The sequence below is a fragment of the Aeromicrobium sp. Root495 genome, assembly GCF_001426755.1.
In the GTDB taxonomy this organism is placed as follows: Bacteria; Actinomycetota; Actinomycetes; order Propionibacteriales; family Nocardioidaceae; genus Aeromicrobium.
On sequence record NZ_LMFJ01000001.1, the window covers coordinates 2,321,238 to 2,343,996 of the forward strand.

16 protein-coding genes and 1 pseudogene are annotated in these 22,759 nt (G+C 67.8%); 2 read left to right on the top strand and 15 right to left on the bottom strand.

The genetic code is table 11. The annotated features are described in order from the left end of the window. Positions 1 to 8: 8 nt before the first annotated feature. On the top strand, positions 9 to 1,151 hold the full coding sequence (locus ASD11_RS11580; RefSeq protein WP_156464693.1) for a hypothetical protein: 1,143 nt from the start codon (positions 9 to 11) through the stop codon (positions 1,149 to 1,151). Here ASD11_RS11580 and ASD11_RS11585 read toward each other — a convergent pair. Continuing rightward, positions 1,127 to 1,681 (bottom strand): NUDIX hydrolase, encoded by a 555-nt coding sequence (locus tag ASD11_RS11585; RefSeq protein ID WP_056287304.1) that lies wholly within the window; start codon positions 1,679 to 1,681, stop codon positions 1,127 to 1,129. The genes ASD11_RS11580 and ASD11_RS11585 overlap by 25 nt on opposite strands. Before the next feature lie 71 nt (positions 1,682 to 1,752). On the opposite strand from ASD11_RS11585, the gene ASD11_RS11590 reads away from it, so the two are divergent. Beyond that, positions 1,753 to 2,850 carry an acyltransferase family protein gene (locus ASD11_RS11590; protein ID WP_082554313.1) on the top strand — a complete coding sequence of 366 codons (1,098 nt, stop codon included), beginning with the start codon at positions 1,753 to 1,755 and terminating at the stop codon, positions 2,848 to 2,850. A gap of 300 nt (positions 2,851 to 3,150) precedes the next feature. Here the strand turns inward: ASD11_RS11590 and ASD11_RS18155 are convergent, their stop codons facing one another. From ASD11_RS18155 to ASD11_RS18525, 14 genes and pseudogenes are all read right to left on the bottom strand, one after another. After that, a complete protein-coding gene (locus tag ASD11_RS18155) occupies positions 3,151 to 4,068 on the bottom strand; it encodes a hypothetical protein (RefSeq protein WP_156464694.1) in 918 nt (305 codons plus the stop codon). Between the two features lie 368 nt (positions 4,069 to 4,436). Beyond that, positions 4,437 to 8,276, bottom strand: a complete 3,840-nt coding sequence (locus tag ASD11_RS11600; protein WP_056287311.1) for a DNA-directed RNA polymerase subunit beta' — start codon at positions 8,274 to 8,276, stop codon at positions 4,437 to 4,439. A gap of 60 nt (positions 8,277 to 8,336) precedes the next feature. Next, a complete protein-coding gene (gene rpoB, locus ASD11_RS11605) occupies positions 8,337 to 11,822 on the bottom strand; it encodes a DNA-directed RNA polymerase subunit beta (protein ID WP_056287313.1) in 3,486 nt (1,161 codons plus the stop codon). 260 nt (positions 11,823 to 12,082) lie between these two features. Continuing rightward, positions 12,083 to 12,949: a hypothetical protein gene (locus ASD11_RS11610; protein WP_056287315.1), complete on the bottom strand. Its 867-nt coding sequence runs from the start codon at positions 12,947 to 12,949 to the stop codon at positions 12,083 to 12,085. Beyond that, the gene (locus ASD11_RS11615; protein ID WP_056287317.1) at positions 12,949 to 13,563 is read right to left on the bottom strand and encodes a hypothetical protein; all 615 of its coding nucleotides are present in this window, start codon (positions 13,561 to 13,563) and stop codon (positions 12,949 to 12,951) included. The genes ASD11_RS11610 and ASD11_RS11615 overlap by 1 nt, the downstream gene beginning before the upstream one ends. An 8-nt stretch (positions 13,564 to 13,571) precedes the next feature. Continuing rightward, complete coding sequence (locus ASD11_RS11620; protein WP_056287319.1) at positions 13,572 to 14,792, bottom strand: MCE family protein; 1,221 nt, start codon at positions 14,790 to 14,792, stop codon at positions 13,572 to 13,574. Further along, positions 14,789 to 16,228: an MCE family protein gene (locus ASD11_RS11625; protein WP_056287322.1), complete on the bottom strand. Its 1,440-nt coding sequence runs from the start codon at positions 16,226 to 16,228 to the stop codon at positions 14,789 to 14,791. The genes ASD11_RS11620 and ASD11_RS11625 overlap by 4 nt, the downstream gene beginning before the upstream one ends. After that, positions 16,228 to 17,412: an MCE family protein gene (locus ASD11_RS11630; RefSeq protein ID WP_056287324.1), complete on the bottom strand. Its 1,185-nt coding sequence runs from the start codon at positions 17,410 to 17,412 to the stop codon at positions 16,228 to 16,230. The genes ASD11_RS11625 and ASD11_RS11630 overlap by 1 nt, the downstream gene beginning before the upstream one ends. Then, positions 17,409 to 18,359 (bottom strand): MCE family protein, encoded by a 951-nt coding sequence (locus tag ASD11_RS11635; protein WP_056287325.1) that lies wholly within the window; start codon positions 18,357 to 18,359, stop codon positions 17,409 to 17,411. Before ASD11_RS11635 ends, ASD11_RS11630 begins: the two co-directional genes overlap by 4 nt. Next, the gene (locus tag ASD11_RS11640) at positions 18,356 to 19,420 is read right to left on the bottom strand and encodes an MCE family protein (protein ID WP_156464696.1); all 1,065 of its coding nucleotides are present in this window, start codon (positions 19,418 to 19,420) and stop codon (positions 18,356 to 18,358) included. Before ASD11_RS11640 ends, ASD11_RS11635 begins: the two co-directional genes overlap by 4 nt. Then, entirely contained in the window at positions 19,417 to 20,886 is a 1,470-nt protein-coding gene (locus ASD11_RS11645) for an MCE family protein (RefSeq protein WP_056287327.1), read from the bottom strand. The genes ASD11_RS11640 and ASD11_RS11645 overlap by 4 nt, the downstream gene beginning before the upstream one ends. Before the next feature lie 5 nt (positions 20,887 to 20,891). Next, positions 20,892 to 21,722, bottom strand: coding sequence for an MlaE family ABC transporter permease (locus ASD11_RS11650; RefSeq protein ID WP_056287329.1), 831 nt, complete (start codon positions 21,720 to 21,722; stop codon positions 20,892 to 20,894). Positions 21,723 to 21,724: 2 nt separating this feature from the next. Further along, positions 21,725 to 22,444: an MlaE family ABC transporter permease gene (locus ASD11_RS11655; protein ID WP_082554438.1), complete on the bottom strand. Its 720-nt coding sequence runs from the start codon at positions 22,442 to 22,444 to the stop codon at positions 21,725 to 21,727. 53 nt (positions 22,445 to 22,497) lie between these two features. Then, positions 22,498 to 22,759: pseudogene (locus tag ASD11_RS18525) on the bottom strand (ABC transporter ATP-binding protein); the annotation flags it as partial.

A 22,759-nucleotide genomic window follows, 5' to 3' on the forward strand; every position in this document is an offset into this window, starting at 1 on the left:
GGGAACGCATGAGGAGAGCAGCGACGGCTGCCGTCATCGCGACCGTGCTGGTGGCCACCGCCGGCTGCAACACGCGCGAGAAGGAAGAGGCCACGCCGACGCCCACCCAGGCGTCGCCCAGCTCCACGGCCACGGCCGACGTCTCGGAGCACGAGTCGGGACCCCAGAGCCCCATCCTCTACGGCCTCGAGGTGCCCAAGGGCGCCACGCAGCTCGGCCCTCTCGTGCGGTACCGCAGCAACCGGCTCATCGCGGCCTACAAGCCTGAGCTCGACGTCGCCGTCGCCAAGCAGGAGGCCCTCGAGCAGCAGAAGCTGCAGGACCAGGCCGAGGAGGACGGCACCACGGTGCCCACCCCCACGCCTTCGGAGTCCGAGACGCCCGGGACCCGGCCGAGCGACGACACCTTCTCGCTCCTGGAGGACCCGCCGTCTCCCGACGTCACCATCTCGCTCATGCGCATCGACGGCTCGCCCACCGAGGTCCTGCGCCGCATGATCGCCCAGGTCAACGCCGTCCTGCCCGGCGCCGACCTCGCCGACGACGACCTCGCCCAGTTCTGCTCCGCCAAGGACACCCGCATCGTCTCCTGCAACGTGACGGCCCGCGGACTCACCGAGGGCGACCGCGACATCCGCATCACCATCACGGTCGATCCCGGCGACGTCGTCACCCGGACCGCCCGGGTCGCCTCGCAGCTCAACCCCTCCATGGCGGTGAAGGTCGAGTACGTGGGCGACCCTCGCGCCGGCCAGGTCCCCTCCGACGACGACGACGCGAGCGTGCCGCAGGACGTGAAGGGTGAGGACACCTCGGGCCTCATCTGGCCCCGGATGGACGTCGCGGCACCGATCTCCTCGCCGCAGCTCGATGGCTGGACCGTCCCGGCCACGGCCACCACCATCCTCAGCGGTCGCCGTCCCCAGTTCGTGGCACTCTCCACCGACCGCGTCCGCGTGGCCGACAGCATCGCCCAGGAGTACACGGAGCGTCTGGGGACCCCGGTGAAGGACGTCGTGGAGGACCTCAACGAGATCAGCACGACGTACCGCGTGACGGCCAAGAACGGCGCCACGGCCACCGCGACGTTCGTGCTGAGCGGGCGCGGCAGCTACGTGATGATCTTCTACACGCCGCGGGCGACGTCGTAGTCGGCCAGGTTCGCGAGCGCGTGCTCGACGGCGGGGAGCAGCTCACCCGGAGCGTCTGACCCTCCAGGGGTCAGCGTGTCCAGCCTGATCCAGCGGGCCAGGTCGGTGGTGCCGTCGATCTCGACGACGAACGGCTCCGGGAGCGCGTCGGGACCCCCCGGAGCGTCTGCGTCCTCGACCTCGACGGCGTAGAGCAGATGGACCCCGTGGTAGTCCTCGTACGCGTCGCCGCGCCCCTGGGCCACGACGTGCACCGAGTGGACGTCGACGAGCCGCTGGCTCCGCGCCACGAGCCCGGTCTCCTCGCGGAGCTCACGCACCACGGCGTCGTGCGGGGACTCACCATGGTCGACCCCGCCGCCCGGCAGTGCCCACCAGCCCGGCGGGTACCCGATGGAGGAGATGCGGGTCAGGAGCAGGTGCGGCACGCCGTGGCCGTCGCGCCGGACCACCACCGCGTAGGCGCCGAGTCGCTGCGTGCGGTGGACCTCGGGAACCTGCGACGCGACCGCGCGGGGGTCGTCACTCATGCTTCTCCTCTGCTCGGCCCGTGCCCCAGGTCTCAGGCGGTGCCCAGGTGGTGCCACTAGAGTCAATCACGATGAGTGCCCTCCAGCCGCTGCCGGTCATGACGTCTCCGCCCAAGGAGCGGGTGGCCTACCTCGACAACGCCCGCTACTGGGTCATGCTCCTCGTCGTCATCGGGCACTCGCTCACCCAGTTCACCGACATGGACTCCGCGCGCGGCGTCTACGTGTGGATCTACACGTTCCACATGCCCTTCTTCATCCTCATCTCGGGCTACACCGCGCGCCGATACATGGGCGACGCGCGCCAGGTACGACGCATCGTCAGCACGCTCGTGGTGCCGTACCTCATCGTCGAGACCACGCTGCAGCTCATCATGCAGCACTACACCGGCGAGCCCGACCCGCTGCGCATCCTCTCGCCCCAGTGGCTCGGCTGGTTCATGGCCGCCCTCTTCGTGTGGCGGCTCACCACCCCCATCTGGCGAGCACTCAAGTACCCCATCACGACGTCCATCGCGATCTCGCTGCTCGTGGGCCTCATCGAGGTGCCCAACGTGCTGGCGCTGCCCAAGATCCTCGGGTTCCTGCCGTTCTACGTCGTGGGCATGCACATGAACCGCGAGCTCTTCGACAAGCTGGCCGACCTGCGGATCCGCATCGCGTCGGCCGTCGTGCTCGGCACGGCGTTCCTGGTGTGCTACTTCTACTCCGCGGGCTGGACCACCGACTGGCTGCTGTGGAAGCAGCGCTATGACGAGGACCCGCTGGGTGCCACGGCCCTCGAGGGCATCACGCAGCGCGCCGAGCTGCTCGTGCTGGGCTTCGTGCTCACGTTCGCGGCCCTCTCCCTCGTCCCGCGCCGCAAGTCCTGGACCACGCGCATGGGCGGCCGCACCTTCTACTGCTACCTCCTGCACGGCTACGTGATCCTGTTCCTGCAGTACCAGTTCGAGGTGTTCGAGAAGGCGTCGGACCACGGCGTCGTGGCGGTGATCGTGACCATGGCCCTCGCGGTGGTCCTGGCCAACCTGCTCATGACCCAGATCGTCTCGAAGGTGTTCCGCCCGATCTTCGAGCCCCGCCTCACCTGGCTCTTCCGCTCCGACCCACCCCCGGAGAAGCCCGCCGAGGAGAAGACCCCCGAAAAGGCCGCCGCCGACGCGAAGTAGCCGAGCCCCTGCTCGGATGAACGATGAGGGATCGTGGTCGTCACCGCGACCCCAACCCCTCATCCTTGCCCGGTGGTGACCAACGATGAGGGATCGTGGTCGTCACCGCGACCCCAACCCCTCATCCATGCCCAGTGGTGACCAACGATGAGGGATCGTGGTCGTCACCGCGACCCCAACCCCTCATCCATGCCCGGTGGTGACGAACGATGAGGGATCGTGGTCGTCACCGCGACCCCAACCCCTCATCCTTGGTCGACCCAGGACGAACGACGAGGGGTCTTGGTCGTGGAGGCGACCTCAACCCCTCATCGTGCGTCGGCGCAGGGCGACCGGGTCGAGGGGTTTCGGGAAACCCTTCCACCCAGCGGCGCGCAGTGCCCTGACCAGCTGGTCCAGCACGACGGCCGGTTCGTGCGGCACGGCGTACGACGTGAAGATCAACAGCCTCGGACCGTCGATCACGATCTCGTTGGCGCGGAGCAGGTCGTCGCTCCAGCTGATGATGCCGTGGTGCGGCAGGCCGTGGATCTCGACGGCGACTCCGTACTGGTCCCAGGACGCGTCGAGGTAGTAGGTTCCGTCGGCACCGCGCACCCGGCGCTGGCGCGTGGGCCGGGGCAGTCCCGCGACGACGACCAGCGAGTCGAAGTCTGCCTCCGGCAACGACTGGATGCCGCCCTCTGCGTCGAGGACCGACTCGCGGACGATCCCCTTGCGCTTGGGCAGGCCTCGACGGTCCAGGGCTTCGTGCATCTGAGTAGCCGTCACAAGTCGTTGCTGGAACGCGGCGATGACAGCGGCCCGCGCATAGCGCTGGTTGCCGCACCACGAGGAGAAGTCGATGAGCGAACGGGCCGGTCGGGTCCGGGCCGGTTCGCGGGCCGGATGCACGTCGCGGTAGTCGAGCTGCGTACTCCAGTGCGTGACCAGCCCGTCTGCGGACGGGCGGTCGGCTCCTTCCGGGATGGCAACAAAGGTCAGGTCCGACTCGAAACCCCTCAAGCCGGCGAGCTCCAGCGCGGTGGCCCCGGCGAGGACCGACCTCGGTGGACACCTCAGAAGACTGACCCAGCGCCGCTCGGCGGCGTCGAGCGGTCCGTTGTGCGTGACGACGACACCGCGGGCCGGACGTTGCCAGCGACCCGACGCGATGGCATGCCGGACGGACGATCGGGAGGATTGAGCCGCAGCGTCAGCGGCACGAAGGACAGTCATGTCCCCAGCACACCGGGGCCCCGGCTCGCGAACCAGGCCGACTTCGGCACCTGTGGAACGCGCTGGTCCACCTGGTCGCCCTGGGGACGACGAACGATGAGGGGCTGGGGTCGCCCTGGCAGCCACCATCCCTCATCGTTCGTTCGAAACCCACCAGCGATGAGGGTTTGTGGTCGTCCCGACGACCACAAGCCCTCATCGTTCGTCCCCCACCCACCAACGATGAGGTGTTCGGGTCGCCCCCACGACCACAAGCCCTCATCGTTCGTCCCCCACCCACCAACGATGAGGGATGGGGGTCGCCCCAGCTCGGACATGGCGAAGGGCCCGGAACCTTGCGGTTCCGGGCCCTCCGTCAGTGGTTCAGATCAGCTCTCGAACGACGTGAAGTCGTAGTCGTCGAGCTTGACCGGGGCGGCGTCCGTGCCACCGAAGCCGTAGTCGTACGACTCGTACCCGGTGACGGCGTAGGCGGCCTGGCGGGCCTCCTCCGTGGGCTCGACCCGGATGTTGCGGTAGCGGTCGAGACCGGTACCCGCCGGGATGAGCTTGCCGATGATGATGTTCTCCTTCAGACCGCGCAACGAGTCCGACTTGCCGTGGATGGCCGCATCGGTCAGGACACGCGTGGTCTCCTGGAACGACGCTGCCGACAGCCACGACTCGACGGCCAGCGAGGCCTTGGTGATGCCCATGAGCACGGGACGACCGGAGGCCGGCGTGCCGCCCTCGGCCACGACGCGGCGGTTCTCGGCCTCGAACATGGCGCGGTCGGCGAGGTCGCCGGGGATCAGCTTCGCGTCACCCTGCTCGATGACCGTCACGCGACGGAGCATCTGGCGCACGATGATCTCGATGTGCTTGTCGTGGATGTCCACGCCCTGGCTGCGGTAGACCTCCTGGACCTCGTCCACGAGGTGCTGCTGAGCCTGCCGGATGCCCAGGATCCGCAGGACGTCCTGCGGGTCGCGGGTGCCGTGCGTGAGCTGCTGGCCGACCTCGACGTGCTGGCCGTCCTCGATGAGCAGGCGCGAGCGCTTGGTCACCGGGTACTCGATGACCTCCGAGCCGTCGTCGGGGGTGACGACGAGCTTGCGCGTCTTGTCCGTGTCGTCGATCGCGATGCGACCGGCGACCTCGGAGATGGGCGCCTTGCCCTTGGGCTGACGGGCCTCGAAGAGCTCCACGACGCGCGGCAGACCGTGCGTGATGTCGTCACCGGCCACACCACCGGTGTGGAAGGTACGCATCGTGAGCTGCGTGCCGGGCTCACCGATGGACTGGGCCGCGATGGTGCCGACCGCCTCACCGATGTCGACGAGCTTGCCGGTGGCCAGCGAGCGGCCGTAGCACTTGGCGCACGTGCCGGCAGCCGCCTCGCACGTGAGGACCGTGCGGACACGGATCTCCTCGACGCCGGCGATGACGAGCTGGTCGATCTCGACGTCGCCGAGGTCTCCACCGGCGGGCACGAGGACCTCACCAGTCTCGGGGTGCACGATGTCGACCGAGGCCGAGCGCGAGTACGCCGAGGTCTCGACGTTGACCGTCTTGACCGGGGTGCCGTCGTCCAGCTTGTCGGCGATCACCTTGAGCAGACCGCGCTCGGTGCCGCAGTCCTCCTCGCGGATGATGACGTCCTGGCTGACGTCGACGAGTCGACGCGTCAGGTAGCCCGAGTCCGCCGTGCGCAGAGCCGTGTCGGCGAGTCCCTTGCGCGCACCGTGGGTGGCGATGAAGTACTCGACGACCGAGAGGCCCTCGCGGTAGTTGGACTTGATGGGTCGCGGGATGATCTCGCCCTTGGGGTTGGCCACGAGGCCTCGCATGGCGGCGATCTGACGCAGCTGCATCATGTTTCCACGAGCACCGGAGTTCACCATCATGTAGATGGGGTTGTCCTCGTTGAAGTTGGCGTTCATCGCCTCCGCGACCTCGGCCGTGGCCTGGGTCCAGATCTCGATGAGCTCCTGACGACGCTCGTCCTCGGTGATGAGACCGCGGTCGAACTGCTGCTGCACCTTGGCGGCCTGACCCTCGTACTTGGCGAGGATCTCGGGCTTGGACTCCGGCGAGACGACGTCGTCCATCGAGATGGTGACGCCCGAGCGCGTGGCCCAGTGGAAGCCGGTGTCCTTCAGGGCGTCGAGGGCCACGCCCACGTCGACCTTGGAGTAGCGCTCGGCGAGGTCGTTGACGATGACACCGAGCTCCTTCTTGCCCACCTGGAAGTTGACGAAGGGGTAGTCCTCCGGCAGCGCCTGGTTGAAGATGGCTCGACCGAGGGTCGTGTCCATCGTGGTGGTCTCGCCGTCGGCTCCGACGACGCGGATCTTGACCTTGCTCTGGAGCAGGATCTCCTTGCGGTCGAAGGCCATGACGGCCTCGGAGACCGAGCTGAACGCGCGACCCTCGCCGAGGTAGCCCGAGCGATCGAGCGTCAGCGAGTAGAGCCCGATGATCATGTCCTGGGTGGGCATGGTGACCGGACGGCCGTCGGACGGCTTCAGGATGTTGTTCGTCGAGAGCATGAGGATGCGGGCCTCGGCCTGCGCCTCGGCGCTCAGCGGCAGGTGCACGGCCATCTGGTCACCGTCGAAGTCGGCGTTGAAGGCCGAGCAGACGAGCGGGTGGATCTGGATGGCCTTGCCCTCGATGAGCTGCGGCTCGAACGCCTGGATGCCCAGACGGTGCAGGGTGGGTGCACGGTTGAGCAGCACGGGGTGCTCGGTGATGACCTCTTCGAGGACGTCCCACACCTCGGCGCGGACGCCACGCTCGACCATGCGCTTGGCGCTCTTGATGTTCTGCGCGTGGTTGAGGTCGACGAGACGCTTCATGACGAACGGCTTGAACAGCTCGATGGCCATCTGCTTGGGCAGACCGCACTGGTGGAGCTTGAGCTGCGGGCCGACGACGATGACCGAACGGCCCGAGTAGTCGACGCGCTTGCCGAGCAGGTTCTGACGGAAGCGACCCTGCTTGCCCTTGAGCATGTCGGAGATCGACTTGAGCGGACGGTTGCCCGGTCCGGTGACCGGACGACCGCGACGGCCGTTGTCGAACAGCGAGTCGACGGCCTCCTGCAGCATGCGCTTCTCGTTGTTCACGATGATCTCGGGCGCACCGAGGTCGAGCAGACGCTTGAGGCGGTTGTTCCGGTTGATCACACGACGGTAGAGGTCGTTGAGGTCCGACGTGGCGAAGCGGCCACCGTCGAGCTGGACCATGGGACGCAGCTCCGGCGGGATCACCGGGACGGCGTCGAGGACCATGCCCGACGGGTGGTTGTTGCTGCCGAGGAACGCGGAGACGACCTTGAGGCGCTTGAGCGCACGGGTCTTCTTCTGTCCCTTGCCGGTGGCGATGATCTCGCGGAGCAGGACGGCCTCGTTGTCGAGGTCGAAGGACTGCAGGCGCTTCTGGATCGCCTTGGCGCCCATGTAGCCCTCGAAGTACTGGCCGAAGCGGTACGTCATCTCGCGGTAGAGGAGCTCGTCGCCCTCGAGGTCCTGGACCTTGAGGTTCTTGAAGCGGTCCCACACCTCGTTGAGACGGTCGATCTCGCGCTGGACGCGGTCACGACGCTGCTTGGCCTCACGCTCGGCGGCGTCCTTGACCTTGCGCTTGGCGTCGGCCTTGGCACCCTCGCCCTCGAGGACCTTGAGGTCCTCCTCGAGCTTGGCCATGCGCTCGTTGACCTCGGTGTCGCGACGGGTCTCGAGCTGCTGACGCTCCATCTCGATCTTCGCCTCGAGCGAGGACAGGTCGCGGTGACGCGCCTCGTCGTCGACGTGCGTGATCATGTACGCCGCGAAGTAGATGACCTTCTCGAGGTCCTTCGGGGCGAGGTCGAGGAGGTAGCCGAGCCGGCTGGGCACACCCTTGAAGTACCAGATGTGCGTGACCGGGGCGGCGAGCTCGATGTGGCCCATGCGCTCGCGCCGGACCTTGGAGCGGGTCACCTCGACGCCGCAGCGCTCGCAGATGATGCCCTTGAAGCGCACGCGCTTGTACTTGCCGCAGTAGCACTCCCAGTCCCGGGTGGGACCGAAGATCTTCTCGCAGAAGAGGCCGTCACGCTCAGGCTTGAGCGTGCGGTAGTTGATCGTCTCCGGCTTCTTGACCTCACCGAAGGACCAGTTGCGGATGTCGTCGGCGGTCGCGAGACCGATCTTGAGCTGATCGAAGAAGTTCACGTCGAGCACGGTTGCTCAATCACCTTTCACAGGAAAACACGGGTGTTGGGGAAGGCTGGGCCCGGAGGCTCAGACTTCTTCGACGCTGGACGGCTCGCGGCGGGAGAGATCGATGCCGAGCTCCTCCGCGGCGCGGAAGACGTCGTCCTCCGCGTCACGCATCTCGACCGTGCTGCCGTCGGACGACAGCACCTCGACGTTCAGGCACAGCGACTGCATCTCCTTGACGAGCACCTTGAAGGACTCGGGGATGCCCGGCTCGGGCACGTTCTCGCCCTTGACGATGGCCTCGTACACCTTGACGCGGCCGAGGATGTCGTCGGACTTGATCGTGAGCAGCTCCTGCAGCGCATACGCGGCACCGTAGGCCTCGAGGGCCCAGACCTCCATCTCACCGAAGCGCTGGCCACCGAACTGGGCCTTACCGCCGAGCGGCTGCTGGGTGATCATGGAGTACGGACCGGTCGAACGGGCGTGGATCTTGTCGTCGACCAGGTGGTGCAGCTTCAGCAGGTACATGTAGCCGACGCTGATGGGCTCGGGGAACTGCTCGCCGGTACGACCGTCGAGCAGCATCGCCTTGCCGTCGTGGCCGACCATGCGGTTGCCGTCGCGGTTGGGGAGCGTGGAGGCCAGCAGGCCGCTGATCTCGTCCTCGCGGGCACCGTCGAAGACGGGCGTCGCGATGTTGGAGTTGACCGGGGCCTCGTCGGCGCCGATGGAGCGCAGACGCTCGGCCCACTCCTCCTTGACACCGTCGGGGACCTTCCAGCCCCGGCTGGCGATCCAGCCGAGGTGGGTCTCCAGGACCTGTCCGACGTTCATGCGTCCGGGGACACCGAGCGGGTTGAGCACGATGTCGACGGGCGTGCCGTCCTCGAGGAACGGCATGTCCTCGACGGGCAGGATCTTGGAGATGACGCCCTTGTTGCCGTGACGGCCGGCCAGCTTGTCGCCGTCGCTGATCTTGCGCTTCTGGGCGACGTAGACGCGGACGAGCTGGTTGACGCCGGGGCTGAGCTCGTCGCCGTCGGCCGAGTCGAAGACCCGGACGCCGATGACGGTGCCGGACTCACCGTGCGGGACCTTGAGCGAGGTGTCGCGCACCTCGCGCGCCTTCTCACCGAAGATCGCGCGGAGCAGACGCTCCTCGGGGGTCAGCTCGGTCTCGCCCTTGGGCGTGACCTTGCCGACGAGGATGTCGCCGTTGCCGACCTCGGCACCGATGCGGATGATGCCGCGCTCGTCGAGGTCCGCGAGGGCCTCGTCGCTCACGTTGGGGATGTCCCGCGTGATCTCCTCGGGGCCCAGCTTGGTGTCGCGCGCGTCGACCTCGTGCTCCTCGATGTGGATCGAGGTGAGGAGGTCGTCCTGCACGACGCGCTGGCTGAGGATGATGGCGTCCTCGTAGTTGTGTCCCTGCCACGGCATGAAGGCCACGAGCAGGTTGGTGCCGAGTGCCATCTCGCCCTCGTCGGTGCAGGGGCCGTCGGCGAGCGGGGTGCCCACCTCGACGCGCTGACCGTTGGCCACCAGGGGGCGCTGGTTGGTGCAGGTGCCCTGGTTGGAGCGACGGAACTTCTGCAGGCGGTACGTGGTGTACGTGCCCTCGTCCTCGGCGATCTCGACCGAGTCGGCCGAGACCTCCTTGACGACGCCGGCCTTCTTGGCGACGGTGACGTCGCCGGCGTCGACGGCGGCACGGAACTCCATGCCGGTGCCGACCAGGGGTGCGTCGTTGCGGATGAGCGGCACGGCCTGGCGCTGCATGTTGGATCCCATGAGCGCGCGGTTGGCGTCGTCGTGCTCGAGGAACGGGATGAGCGCCGTGGCGACCGAGACCATCTGTCGCGGCGACACGTCCATGTAGTCGACCTCGGAGGCCGGGCGGAGCTCGGCCTCGCCGCCACGCTGGCGGACCAGCACGGCGTCGTCGACGAACTCGCCCTCCTCCGTGAGGGGGGAGTTGGCCTGCGCGATGATGTAGCGGTCCTCGTCCGTGGCCGTGAGGTAGTCGATCTGGTCCGAGACCAGGCCGTCCACGACCTTGCGGTACGGGGTCTCCACGAAGCCGAAGCTGTTGATCCGGCCGTAGGAGGCGAGCGAGCCGATCAGGCCGATGTTCGGGCCTTCCGGCGTCTCGATGGGGCACATGCGGCCGTAGTGCGACGGGTGGACGTCGCGGACCTCGTAGCCGGCACGCTCACGGGACAGACCGCCCGGTCCGAGGGCCGAGAGACGACGCTTGTGCGTCAGGCCCGCGAGCGGGTTGTTCTGGTCCATGAACTGCGACAGCTGCGAGGTTCCGAAGAACTCCTTGAGCGCTGCCACGACGGGCCGGATATTGATCAGGGTCTGCGGCGTGATGGCCTCGACGTCCTGCGTGGTCATGCGCTCACGCACGACGCGCTCCATGCGAGCCAGACCCGTGCGGAGCTGGTTCTGGATGAGCTCGCCGACCGTGCGCATGCGGCGGTTGCCGAAGTGGTCGATGTCGTCGGCCTCGACGACGACGGCACCGGCCGGGGTCTCCAGCTCAGTCTCGCCGGCGTGCAGGGCCACGACGTAGCGGATGGTCGCGACGACGTCGTCGATCGTGAGCGTCTGCTGGTCGAAGGCCTCGGTCTGGCCGAGCTTCTTGTTGATCTTGTAGCGACCGACCTTGGCCGTGTCGTACCGCTTCGTGTTGAAGTAGTAGTTGTCGAGCAGGGTCTGCGCGGCCTCGCGCGACGGCGGCTCGCCCGGACGCAGCTTGCGGTAGATGTCGAGGAGGGCCTCGTCCTGCGTCTGCGTGTTGTCCTTCTCCAGCGTGAGCCGGATGGACTCGTACTGGCCGAACTCCTCGAGGATCTGGGCCTCGGTCCAGCCGAGGGCCTTGAGCAGCACGGTGACGCTCTGCTTGCGCTTGCGGTCCAGGCGGACACCGACGAGGTCGCGCTTGTCGATCTCGAACTCGAGCCAGGCACCACGCGACGGGATGACGCGGGCGGTGAAGATGTCCTTGTCGGACGTCTTGTCGGCCTGGCGCTCGAAGTACACTCCGGGCGAGCGGACGAGCTGGGACACCACGACACGCTCGGTGCCGTTGATGATGAAGGTGCCCTTGTCCGTCATGAGCGGGAACTCGCCCATGAAGACGGTCTGGCTCTTGATCTCGCCGGTCTCGTTGTTCATGAACTCGGCGGTGACGAACAGGGGGGCCGCGTACGTGACGTCGCGGTCCTTGCAGTCCTCGACCGTGTACTTCGGGGGCTCGAAGCGGTGGTCGCGGAACGAGAGGCTCATCGTCTCGGAGAAGTCCTCGATGGGCGAGATCTCCTCGAAGATCTCCTCGAGGCCCGACTTGGTGGAGACGTCCGTGCGGCCGGCGGCGAGAGCCGTCTCGACCCGGGTCTTCCACGCCTCGCTTCCGATCAGCCAGTCGAAGCTGTCCGTCTGCAGTGCCAGCAGCTCCGGCACCTCGAGCGGTTCGTTGATCTTGGCGAACGAGATGCGGCGGGGCGCATTCTGGGCGATGTTCTGCTTGGGTGCGGCGGCGGTACGCGAGGCGGCCAAGAGGGGTCCTTCCAAAGGGCTCGCTGTGTGCACTACAAAAAGGCACGATATGGACTTCGGCGCACGCCAAACAGCCCCCGTCAAGGGGCGGGCATGACGAACAGGCGCGCGCGAAAGTTCAGTGTAACGCGCGGTTCAACACGATTGCAAGCCGGTCCTTGACAAATGCCGGAACCATGCATCAAGATGCTGGACCCACTTTGACGACTTCCCTGTCAGGACAGGGATTTGGACCCGGGTCTCCGGGTCCTGAGGGGCTCTCAGAGCGCCGAGACGTCGTCGACGAGCCAGCGACCGTCGGTCTTGACCATGGACACGGTGATGCGGTTGCCGAACACCGTGGGAGTCGTGGAGCCGTCGGCGAGGCGAGCCTGGTCCACGAAGACCAGCACGCTCGTCTTGTCGCGCGAGCAGTCGTTGCCGCACGGCACGGCGGCGGCGTCGCGACTCTCGGCCTTCACCTGGATCTTGCGCTGCGGGGCCAGCTGGTCGAGGGCCGGGGAGATGGTCGCGAACTTCTTGGCGAAGGCGGGCGTCATGAGGCGCTGCGACTTCTTCAGGTGCGCGTCGAGCGACGTGTAGTCGTAGGTGAAGATCGTCTCGGCTGCCGAGGCTGCTGCGTCGGCGGCGTCGTCGTGGGCCGAGATGACTCCGTGGTCGTCCTGCCAGCTGCTGTAGCCGTAGCCCGCGCCCAGGACACCGAGCACGACGGCCAGCACGGCGGCGAGGACGAGCGGCGCGACCGACTTCCAGGACCGGCGGGGAGTGGCGGGCGCGGCGGGCGCGGTGGCTGCGTCGGTGACGGGTGCCTTGACCGGGGCGGGCCGGGTGGCCGGGCGCGTGGCGGCGGACTGCTTCGCCGCGGGGGCGGTCGCTGCAGGAGCCGTGGGCGTCTTCACCCGCGCAGGCTTGTCCGCCTTGGCCGGCTTGTCCGCCTTCGCGGGCCTGGCCGGCTTGGCCGTCTTGGCCTCCACCGCGGGCTCGGCGGTCCTGGGGACACCGGGCCGAGCGACGGGCTTCTTGACGGTCTTGCGCGAGACGGGCGCAGGCGGGGTCTCCCCCGGCTTGATCTCACCGGCGATACGACGACGCTTGGACGGTCCGCCCGTTCCGGAGCTGGCAGCCATCACTGGCCTCCTTCGCTGGGCGAGGCGCCGGCCGAGGGCGAGGCGGAGGGTGTCGGCGTGGTGGCGTCACCGGCCGTGGCCTCGACGGGGGTCACGCTGTCGAACTGGTTGACCCGCCAGTCGTTGCCGCTGCGGTTGAGCGTGACCTGCCAGCGGAAGCGTCGCACCACGGCGGCCTGGTTGCCCGACGTGATGGAGGCGTTGACGGCGACGAGCGCGACGGCCGAGTCGTCGTCGAGGTCGGAGATGGCGACGCTGAGCACCTGCGGGCTGCCGCTCTTCTGCTTCTTGGAGGTGAGGGCGCTGAACACGGCGTCGGTCACCTTGGTGAACTGCGTGTAGTAGCCCGCGGTGAGCAGCGGCTTCATGCGCTGCTGGTAGTCGTCCTTCTGGGCGACGTCGTACGTGTTGTAGACGCTCGCGAAGGTGGTCACGGCCGAGACGACCGCGTCCTGCTCCTCGGTGTCGTCGCCGCCGAGCTGCGAGGACAGGACGCCCACGACGCCACCGATGACCGCCAGCACGAGGCCGAGCACCGTCACCACGACGAGCGCGCGGGACAGTCCTGAGCGGGGTGCGGGGTCGGTGGAGCCTCGGTCGGAGGGGGCGCTCACAGCATCGTTCACTGGGCTGCCGGGCCGAGCAGGAGCCACTGCCACGTGTCCTTCCCTGAACCGGTGGAGGTCGAGTCCGAGGCGGCCGCGGCCCGGTCGTTCGTGAGGACGGACTTGCTCGGGTTGCGCGGAACCAACTTCTCGATCTTACAGTCGACGCCCAAGTCGACGGCGCGGTCCTCGACCTTGTTGGGCGTGCGTCGCGACTGGTACCCGGACGCCGTCCCACCGTTGTTGAGGTAGCTGCAGGTCTTGGGCTCGGGCGTGATGACGAGGCCGAACGAGGCGTCGAACTCTCCCGGGTCGTCCTTGCTCGGCTTGGCCACGGAATACGTGCCCTCGAGCAGGTACGGGTACAGGATGGAGGCCACCGCGAGCCACTTCTTGTTGCGGGCCAGCGGCTCGGTGGCCACCTGCAGGTCGGCGAACAGCGACTTGAGGTCCTTGGAGTTCTCGTCGACCGTGGTCCGGACGACCCTGGCGCTGGACGTTCCCTCGTCGAGCAGACGACGCAGGTCGGCGTCGGAGTCGACGAGCGTGTCGGAGAAGCGCGCCAGGTTGGTGGCGAACTCGCTCAGCTGACCCTGCTTGTCGACCTGGGTCTGCAGGACCCCCGCTGAACCCCTGATGAGGGAACGCGTCACGTCGATGTTCTCGGCCGCGGCGTCGATGAACTCCGCCGACGTGTCGATGATGCGGGCGAGGTCGGGGCCCGTGCCCTCGAAGGCCTGGCCCAGCTCGTCGACGAGCGTCTTGAGGCTCTCGGTGTCGATGGACTTCACGAGGGCGTTGGTGTTGAGCAGCAGCGTCGTGGTGCTGATGGGGATCTTGGTGTTGGCCTGCGAGATGACGCTCTTGCCGTTGAGGTACGGCGCCGAGCGCGTGCGGGGCTGGAGGTCGACGTACTGCTCACCGATGGCCGACTTGTTGGCCACGATGGCCTCGACGTCGTCGGAGATCTTGGGAGCGCTCTTCTCGATGTCGAGCGTGACCTCGACACCGGAGTCGGTGAAGGCGAGGTCGCCGACCTTGCCCACCGCGATGCCGCGGTAGGTGACCTGGGCGCCCTCGAAGATGCCTCCGGAGTCCTGGAACTCGGCCTTCACCGGGAAGGTGCGCTCGACCACGAGGCGGTCGACCTGAGCGTAACGACCGCCCACGAAGGCGCCACCGACGAGGGTGACGATCGCGAAGACGATCAGCTGGATCTTGGTCAGACGACTGATCACTGGTTCACCACCGGAGCGAGGAGGACCCGACCGACGTCGGTGCTGGCCGCCTGGGCGAAGTCCGAGACCACACTGGTCCGGCAGCTGCCCAGGATCTTGCAGATGCCCGGCACCGGGTCGCTCGAGCCCGTGGGCGCGGTCGACCTCGTGCTGGGCGAGGCCGAGGGCTGGGGCTTGGCACCGTTGCCGAGGCCTGTGAGGCCGTCGGTGACGGCGGAGGGGACCAGTCCGTCGACGAGGTCGACGAGCGGGTCGGCCGCAGACGCGCCCGAGGTCCCGGAGGTGCCCTCGGCCCCGGCTGCCGTGGGCAGGGCCGGGAGGCCCCCGCCCGCCAGCGCGCCGCCGAGGGACAGCACGCCCTTGAGCAGGTTGGTGACCTGGTCCGGGTCGAGCTGCAGGCGGATGGACAGGTTGGAGTAGTCGCCGAAGCAGGCGCCCTGGGAGACCTTCTGCTGGATCGACATGTCGGCGTCGGAGCAGCCGAGCTCGGCGCGGGCGAGGCTGCCGCCCACGACGCCGTCGGTGAACGGGAAGCTCAGGAAGGCCTGTGTGGCCTTGGGGAGGCTGTCGCCGGCGTCGGCCAGGCCCTTGAGCGTGGGCTCGAGGTCGCGCAGCGTGGCGAGGGTGTCGGCCTTGGAGCGGCGGATGACGCCCGTGGCGACGTCGCCGAGTCGGTTGAGCGACTGCAGGAGGCCCACGAGCTCGTCGCGCTGGTCGTTGACGACCTTGAGGGCCGCCGGCAGCTCGTCGAGCGCGTTGGTGATGTTGTCGGTCTGCTTGTTGGTCTCCACCGCGAGGCGGTTGACCTTCTCGAGCGCACCGAGGATGGCCGTCTTGTTGTCGTCGAGCTGGCCCAGGAAGCCCGTGGCCGTCTGGAGCAGCTCCTTGACCTCGGGCTCGTTGCCGTCGAGCGACTTGCTGAGCTCACGGACGATCGTGTTGGTCTTGTCGAGGCCGCCACCGTTGAACAGCAGCGAGGCCGCGCCCAGGACCTCCTCGATGTCGGGGTTGCGCCCCGAGCGGTCGAGCGGGATCTTGTCGCCGTCGGAGAGCCGTCCGTTGCCGCCCTGGGCGGGTGCGCCGAGCGACACGAACTTCTCGCCCAGCAGGCTGGACTGACGGATCGTGGCCTCGGCGTCGTCGGGGAGCTTGACGTCGCGGTTGATCTGGAGCGTGGCCTCGGCGACCCAGCCCTTGAGCTTGATGTCGGTGACCTTGCCGACCGCGATGTCGTCGACGCGCACCGCGCTCTGGGGCACGAGGTCGAGGACGTCGCGGAACTGCACGGTGACCGTGTACGGGTCGCTGCCGACGTCGGCACCGCCGGGCAGCGGCAGGTCGTAGGGCGAGAAGCCACAGCCCGAGAGGGCCAGGAGCGACGCGAACGCGACGGTCACGCCGCGGCGCAGGCGACGGGTCTTCAGCGAGGACGTCATCACTTCACCGCCAGCATGTCGGAGACGGAGTCGAGCATGGGGTCCGGTGACGAGGCGGCTGCCGTGCGCGGCAGACCTCCGACGTCGGGGATGCCTGCCCCCAGGTCGGGGAGGATGCCGTCGAGGATGCCGCCCAGCTGGTTGCACTGGTCGGCGTCGATGTAGTCGCTCAGCGCGCTGCAGAGCACGCTGCCCGGCGCGTCGAGCGCTCCACCCAGGAGCTCCACGAGGTCGGCACGGTTGTCGAGCGTGCCGGAGTCGCCGTTGTAGGTGAGCGCCACGTTGGACAGCGCCGTGGGGGCGTTGACCGTGAAGGCGTCGATGTCGTCGACGTGGTTGCCGAGCACGGTGGCCACCTGGGTGAGGTTCTTGACGTTGCTGCGCAGGGACGAGCGGTTGTCCTTGACCAGGTCGCGCACGTCGATGAGCGCGAGGCTCAGCGACTTGAGCGTCTTGGCCAGGTCGTCGCGCTCGCCGTCGAGCACCTGCGACACCTTGGCGGTGCTGTCGAAGAACCCGCGGACGGACTCGTCGTTGCGCTGCAGCAGGGTCACGAAGTCGTTGACCTCGCTCATGCTGCTGAACAGCGCCTCCTTGTTGTTGGAGAGCGTGGTGCTGAGCTTGCCGAAGTTGCGCAGCGTCTCGTTGAGCTGGGCGCCCTGGCCCTTGAGCTGGGCCGCCGAGTCCTCGACGAGGCTGCTGAGCGCGCCGTTCTTGTTGGCGCCCTTCGGGCCGAGGGCCACCGACAGGTCGTCGAGCGACTTGTAGATCTGGTCGAGCTCGACGGGGACCGCCGTCTGGTCGACACCGAGCGAGGCGTTGTCGGCCAGCGCGCTGCCGCCGGAGTAGGCCGGGGCCAGCTGGACGTAGCGGTCGCCGACGATGGACGGCGAGACCACGATGGCCTTGACGTCGGTGGGGAGCTTGATGTCTCCCTCGTACTCGATGGTGACCCGGACCGAGTCGCCGCGGGGGCTGAGCTCGGTGACCTTGCCGACGGGGACGCCGAGGACCTTGACCTCGGAGCCCTTGTACAGCGAGTTGGTCTGCGCGAAGTTGACGGTGACCGTCTTGCTGGGGTCGCCCTGGCGGAACATCACGATGACGGCGAGCACCAGGAACAGCACCACGAGCGCCGTGACGACGCGGGATGCCCCGGCGAAGCGGTTCAGGACCGAGCTCATGAGCCTCCTCCGACCTTGACGTAGGTGTCGAACCAGGGACCGGTGCCCAGCGCGTTGGCGAAGACCCTCAGGAACGTGGGCAGGACCCGCAGCGACTCGTCGAGCTGGTCCTTGTTGCGGCGCAGCAGCGCGGTGACGTCGTCGAGACGGTCGAGGGCCGGCTTGAGGTCGGCCTTCACGTCGCCCACGAGTCCCCGCAGCTGCGTGGAGATCGTGTCGGTGGCCACGAGCAGCTGGTGGATGGAGTCGCGACGGGCCGAGACGGCGTCGAACAGGACGGTGGAGTCCTTGAAGAGCTTCTCGAGCTGGTCGTCACGGGAGTTGAGCACCCCGGTGACCTTCTTGAGGTTCACGAGCAGCGTGTTGATCTGGTCGTCGCGGGCCGCCAGGTTGGCCGAGAGGTCGGAGACGCCCTGGATGGCTCCCCGGAACTCCTCGGGCGTCCGGGCCGCGATGTCCGAGAGCGTGGTGAGCGCTGCGGAGATCTGCTTCGTGTCGAGGGCGTCGGTGGTGGTGGACAGCTCGGAGAACGCCTGGACGACGTCGTAGGGAGCGGTCGTGCGCTTGAGCGGGATGGTGCCTCCGCGCTCCAGCTTGCCTGCCCCCGAGGGACGCAGGGCCAGGAACTCCGCGCCCAGCAGGGTGCGGATGCCGATGAAGGCCGACGTGTCGGGACCGAGGTCGGTGCCCTTGTCGATCTTGAAGGTGACCTTGACCTTGTTGCCGTCGAGCTCGATCTTCTTGACCTTGCCGATGGGCACGCCGGCCACGCGGACCTCGTTGCCGGCCTTCAGCGCGCCGATCTCGGCGAACTCGGCGTGGTACGTGTCGCCGGCCCCGATGATGGGCAGGCTGTCGGCGCGGAACGCCGCCAGCATGAGGGCGGCGATGATGGCGATGCCGACGAACCCGATGATCGTGGGGTTGCGTTCGCGGAACGGCTTCACTGGTCCCCTCCCGTCTCGCAGCGTGAGCCGCCGACCTTGAGCTTCAACAGCGGCTCCAGGAGCTGGGCGAACTCGGCCGGCAGACCCTTGAGGGTCAGGTTGATGTTGCAGGCGTAGAAGTTGAACAGGCTGCCGTTGGACGCGAGCGTCGTGAGCTTCTTGAGCTTGATCGGCAGGATCTTGAGCGCCGTGTCGACCGTCTGCAGGTTCTTGGGCTTGCTCAGGTTGGTGGCGACGCGCTTGAGCTGCTTCACGTCGGCGGCCAGGTCGGGGCGACCCTGGACGAGCAGGTTGGACGTCTCGGTGGACAGCTCGGAGATGGAGTCGATCGAGTCGAGGATGGCGCCCCGATCGTCCTTGAGCCCGGTGACGAACTGCTGGAGCGTGTCGATCGTGTCGGTGAGCTGGTCGTCACGGCTGCCGATGGTGTCGAGCACCTGCGACAGGTTGGTGACGACGTCGCCGATGAGCTGGTCGCGGTCGGCCAGGGTCCGGGTGAGGGACGACGTGCGGGCCAGCAGGTTCTCGACGTTGCCGCTCTCACCCTGCAGCGTCTGCACCAGCTCGAACGCGAGCTTGTTGGTGTCGGACGGCGACAGCGCCTGGAAGACGGGCTTGAACCCGTTGAGCAGCGTCGTGAGGTCGAGCGCCTCCTGCGTGCGCTCGAGCGGGATGGTGCTGCCCGCCTTGAGGATCGAGGTGGGGCCGGTGCCGTCCTTGTACAGGTTGAGGTAGCGCTGCCCCACGAGGTTGCGGAACCTCAGCTGGGCCTGCGTGCTCTCGGTGAGCGGCGTGGCCGAGCGGACCGTGAACTCCACGACCGCCTTGTCCTTGCCGGTGATCTCGACCTTCTTGACCGAGCCGACGGAGACGCCCGCGATGCGGACGTCGTCGCCCTTGGTGACCCCGGTGGCGTCGGTGAAGACGGCCTTGTACTTGTTGCTGGACTCGAAGCGGATGTTGCTCATCGTCATCATGAGCAGCGCCGTGGCCGCGCCGGTGACGACGAGGAAGATGATCAGCTTGATGAGGGCGGCGAACGAGGCCTTGTCGAGCTTCACTTGACCGTCACCTCCGACCCACGGATGACCGGGCTCAGCATGAGCGACGCGACGTCGGGGACGTCGGCGGCGTCGACGCCGGCGCTCTTGGCCGCGATGGCCTTGAGCACCTTGGCCTGGTCGGGGCTGTCCTGCGCGTCGAGGCTCGGCGAGTAGTAGCCGGCCTCGGCCAGGGCCGAGACGGCCGCACGGTCGAAGTCGTCGGCGGAGCCGAACTTCGCGTTGTGGTCGCTGGCCAGGCCGACGAGCTTGTACACCGCAGGGTTGGGGCCGGGGTAGATGGCGCCGTTCAACGGGTCTCCGCCCTTGGCGTAGGTGTCGAGGTCGTCGCAGACGGCACCGAGGCCACGCGGGTTGCTGATGGTGACCTTGCCTCCGGTGTCGGGGTCCGTGGCCTGCTTCTTCTCACGCGAGTAGTCGTTGGGGTCGGCCTGGACGGTGTCGTTGATGACCTTGAAGCTGGGCACGATGGCGGCCTCGCCCTCGGCGTAGGCGGAGGGCTGCTCCGCCAGCGTCTTCAGGTCGATGTGGACCGTGTTGCCACGGAAGACGCTGTCGAGTCGGGGCAGCAGCGTGGCCATGCCGCCGAGGAAGCACGGGAAGGCCGAGGAGTACTGCGCGGAGATGCCGAGGATGTCGGCGTTCTGCGAGGCCAGCTTCTCCAGCGTGGCGCCGTTGTCCTTCGTGAAGCGGGTGAGGGTGTTGGCCAGGCGCGTGCCCTCGTCGAAGAACGCCGCGAGCTGCGTGCGCTTGGCGACGATGGTGTTGCCCGTGGTGACCGAGTTCTTGAGCAGACGGCCGATCTCGGGCATCGCGTCGGCGTAGCCGTCGGACACGGTGCCCAGCTTGATGACGTCGTCGACGAGCTGCGGCACCTCGGGGTTGATGTCGCGCAGGTAGCTGTTGGCCTTGACCAGGGTCTGGCCCAGCTTGGCGCCGCGACCGTCGAGGGCCTGGGCGACCGCACTCAGCGTGTACGACAGGTTGGCCGGGTCGACCGCGTCGAGCAGCGGGTACAGGTCGTTGAGGAGCTCCTCGACCTCGATCGGCACCTTGGCGCGGGTGATGGTGTCCCCGGCCTGGAGCGACTCGGGACCGCGGTTGGCGTCGGGGATGAGCGAGACGAACTTCTCGCCGAACAGGGTCTTGGGGATGATCTGCGCCGAGACGTCGCGCGGGATGCGGCCGATGTCCTCGGGCTTGATGGCGAGCGTGATCTTGACGCCGTCGTCGGTGGGCTCGAAGTCCTTGACGGAGCCGACGATCATGCCGCGCAGCTTGACGTCGGCGTCCTTGGGCAGGCTGGAACCGGTCTTGGTGGTGAGCAGCGTGACGTCGTCGGACTTGACGAAGGTCTTGTCGAAGAACGCGTAGGTCACCCACACGAAGAACACCATGATGGCGACGAAGAGGACGCCCAGCACGCGCAGCGAGCCGGGCTTCTCGGCGAAGGAGGTACGGGCCATGGTCGCTAACCCGCCAATCTGACAGTCGTGGTGGCACCCCAGATGGCCATGGAGGCCAGGAGGTCGACGACGTTCACGGCGACGATCGACGTGCGCACCGCGCGTCCGACCGCCAGGCCGACGCCTGCGGGTCCGCCCGAGGCGTAGTAGCCGTGGTAGCAGTGGATGAGGATCACGACGACCGAGAAGATCAGTACCTTCGCGAACGACCAGAGCACGTCACCCGGTGGCAGGAACGTCGTGAAGTAGTGGTCGTACGTGCCCGGACTCTGCCCGTTGATCTGGGTGATCGTGAGACGTGTCGCGAAGTACGAGGACAGCAGGCCCACGATGTAGAGCGGGACGACGGCGATGAGGCCGGCGAGCACCCGGGTGGTGACCAGGAACTGCATCGAGGGGATGGCCATCGTCTCGAGGGCGTCGACCTCCTCGGAGATCCGCATCGAGCCGAGCTGCGCGGTGAAGCCACAGCCGACCGTGGCGGCGAGCGCGATGCCGGCCACGATGGGGGCGATCTCACGCGTGTTGAAGTAGGCCGAGACGAATCCCGTGAGCGCCGCGGTGCCGAGCTGGTCGAGGGCCGCGTAGCCCTGGATGCCGACCTCGGTGCCGGTGAAGAAGCACATGGCCACGATGACGCCGACCGTGCCGCCGATGACGGCGAGCGAGCCGGAGCCCAGCGCGACCTCGGCGAGGAGACGGACGATCTCCTTGCCGTAGTTCTTGATGGTGCGAGGGACGGCGCCGAGCACGCGTGCGTAGAACAGGAGCTGGCGGCCCAGCTCCTCGACGCGGGTCGTGGGTCCCTGGTACAGGGAGGCGAGACGAGAGGCCATGGTCACATCCCCTTCGCCGGGACGATCTGGAGGTACATGGCCGAGATGAAGAAGTTGACCACGAACAGCAGGAGGAAGGTGATGACGACGGCCTCGTTCACGGCGTCGCCGACGCCCTTGGGTCCGCCCTTGGCGTTCATGCCCTTGTAGGCGGCCACGATGGCGGCGATGAAGCCGAAGATGAGGGCCTTGACCATGCCCTGGTAGACGTCGGGCAGCTGGGCCAGTGCGGTGAAGGACGCTAGATAGGCACCTGGTGTGCCGCCTTGCAGCACGACGTTGAAGACGTAGCCGCCGGCCACGCCCACGATGGAGACCAGTCCGTTCAGGAACACCGCGATGAGCATGCAGGCCAGGACGCGAGGCACGACGAGACGCTGGATGGGGTCGATGCCCAGCACCATCATGGCGTCGAGCTCCTCGCGGATCTTGCGAGCGCCGAAGTCGGCGGCGATCGCCGATCCCGCCGCACCCGCGATGAGCAGGGCGGTGGCGATGGGGCCGGCCTCACGGACGACCGCCAGGACGGCGGCGGAGCCGGTGAAGGACTGCGCACCGAACTGCTTGATCAGGCCACCGACCTGCAGCGCGATGACGGCGCCGAAGGGGATGGCGACCAGCGCGGTGGGCACGATCGTCACGGTGACGATGAACCAGGCCTGCTGGAGGAACTCCTTCAGCTGGAAGGGGCGGCGGAACAACGCGACCGCCACGTCCAGCATGAAGGCGAAGAGGCCGCCGGCCACGCGGGCCGGCGCCGTGATCTGGGCAGTGCTCACGCGTCAGCCGCGTCCTTCAGGAGGCTCGGGTCCACCGCGACGCCCGGGGCGCCCTCGAAGGAACCGGCGGGCGGGTTGACACCGTTCTCGCGGCACCAGGCGCCCGGCTCGCGCTGCGCGCGACGCGGCCGACCGTCGGAAGGCACGAGCTGCAGCGGCACGGGCGGCAGCGGCGGCATCTCGATGTCGGCCTCGGAGGCCAGCTCGTCGGCGTCCTTCTCCTCCGACATGCCGATGGGACCCACGCGCTGCGCGTTG

What these genes read in the sequence shown, in the direction of transcription:
- ASD11_RS11580 (WP_156464693.1), top strand. Translation starts at nt 9, where the DNA reads ATGAGGAGAGCAGCGACGGCTGCCGTCATCGCGACCGTGCTGGTGGCC.
- ASD11_RS11650 (WP_056287329.1), bottom strand. Translation starts at nt 21,722, where the DNA reads ATGGCCTCTCGTCTCGCCTCCCTGTACCAGGGACCCACGACCCGCGTC.
- ASD11_RS11645 (WP_056287327.1), bottom strand. Translation starts at nt 20,886, where the DNA reads ATGGCCCGTACCTCCTTCGCCGAGAAGCCCGGCTCGCTGCGCGTGCTG.
- ASD11_RS11625 (WP_056287322.1), bottom strand. Translation starts at nt 16,228, where the DNA reads ATGACGTCCTCGCTGAAGACCCGTCGCCTGCGCCGCGGCGTGACCGTC.
- ASD11_RS11590 (WP_082554313.1), top strand. Translation starts at nt 1,753, where the DNA reads ATGAGTGCCCTCCAGCCGCTGCCGGTCATGACGTCTCCGCCCAAGGAG.
- ASD11_RS11655 (WP_082554438.1), bottom strand. Translation starts at nt 22,444, where the DNA reads ATGCTGGACGTGGCGGTCGCGTTGTTCCGCCGCCCCTTCCAGCTGAAG.
- ASD11_RS11585 (WP_056287304.1), bottom strand. Translation starts at nt 1,681, where the DNA reads ATGAGTGACGACCCCCGCGCGGTCGCGTCGCAGGTTCCCGAGGTCCAC.
- ASD11_RS11630 (WP_056287324.1), bottom strand. Translation starts at nt 17,412, where the DNA reads ATGAGCTCGGTCCTGAACCGCTTCGCCGGGGCATCCCGCGTCGTCACG.
- ASD11_RS18155 (WP_156464694.1), bottom strand. Translation starts at nt 4,068, where the DNA reads ATGACTGTCCTTCGTGCCGCTGACGCTGCGGCTCAATCCTCCCGATCG.
- ASD11_RS11610 (WP_056287315.1), bottom strand. Translation starts at nt 12,949, where the DNA reads ATGGCTGCCAGCTCCGGAACGGGCGGACCGTCCAAGCGTCGTCGTATC.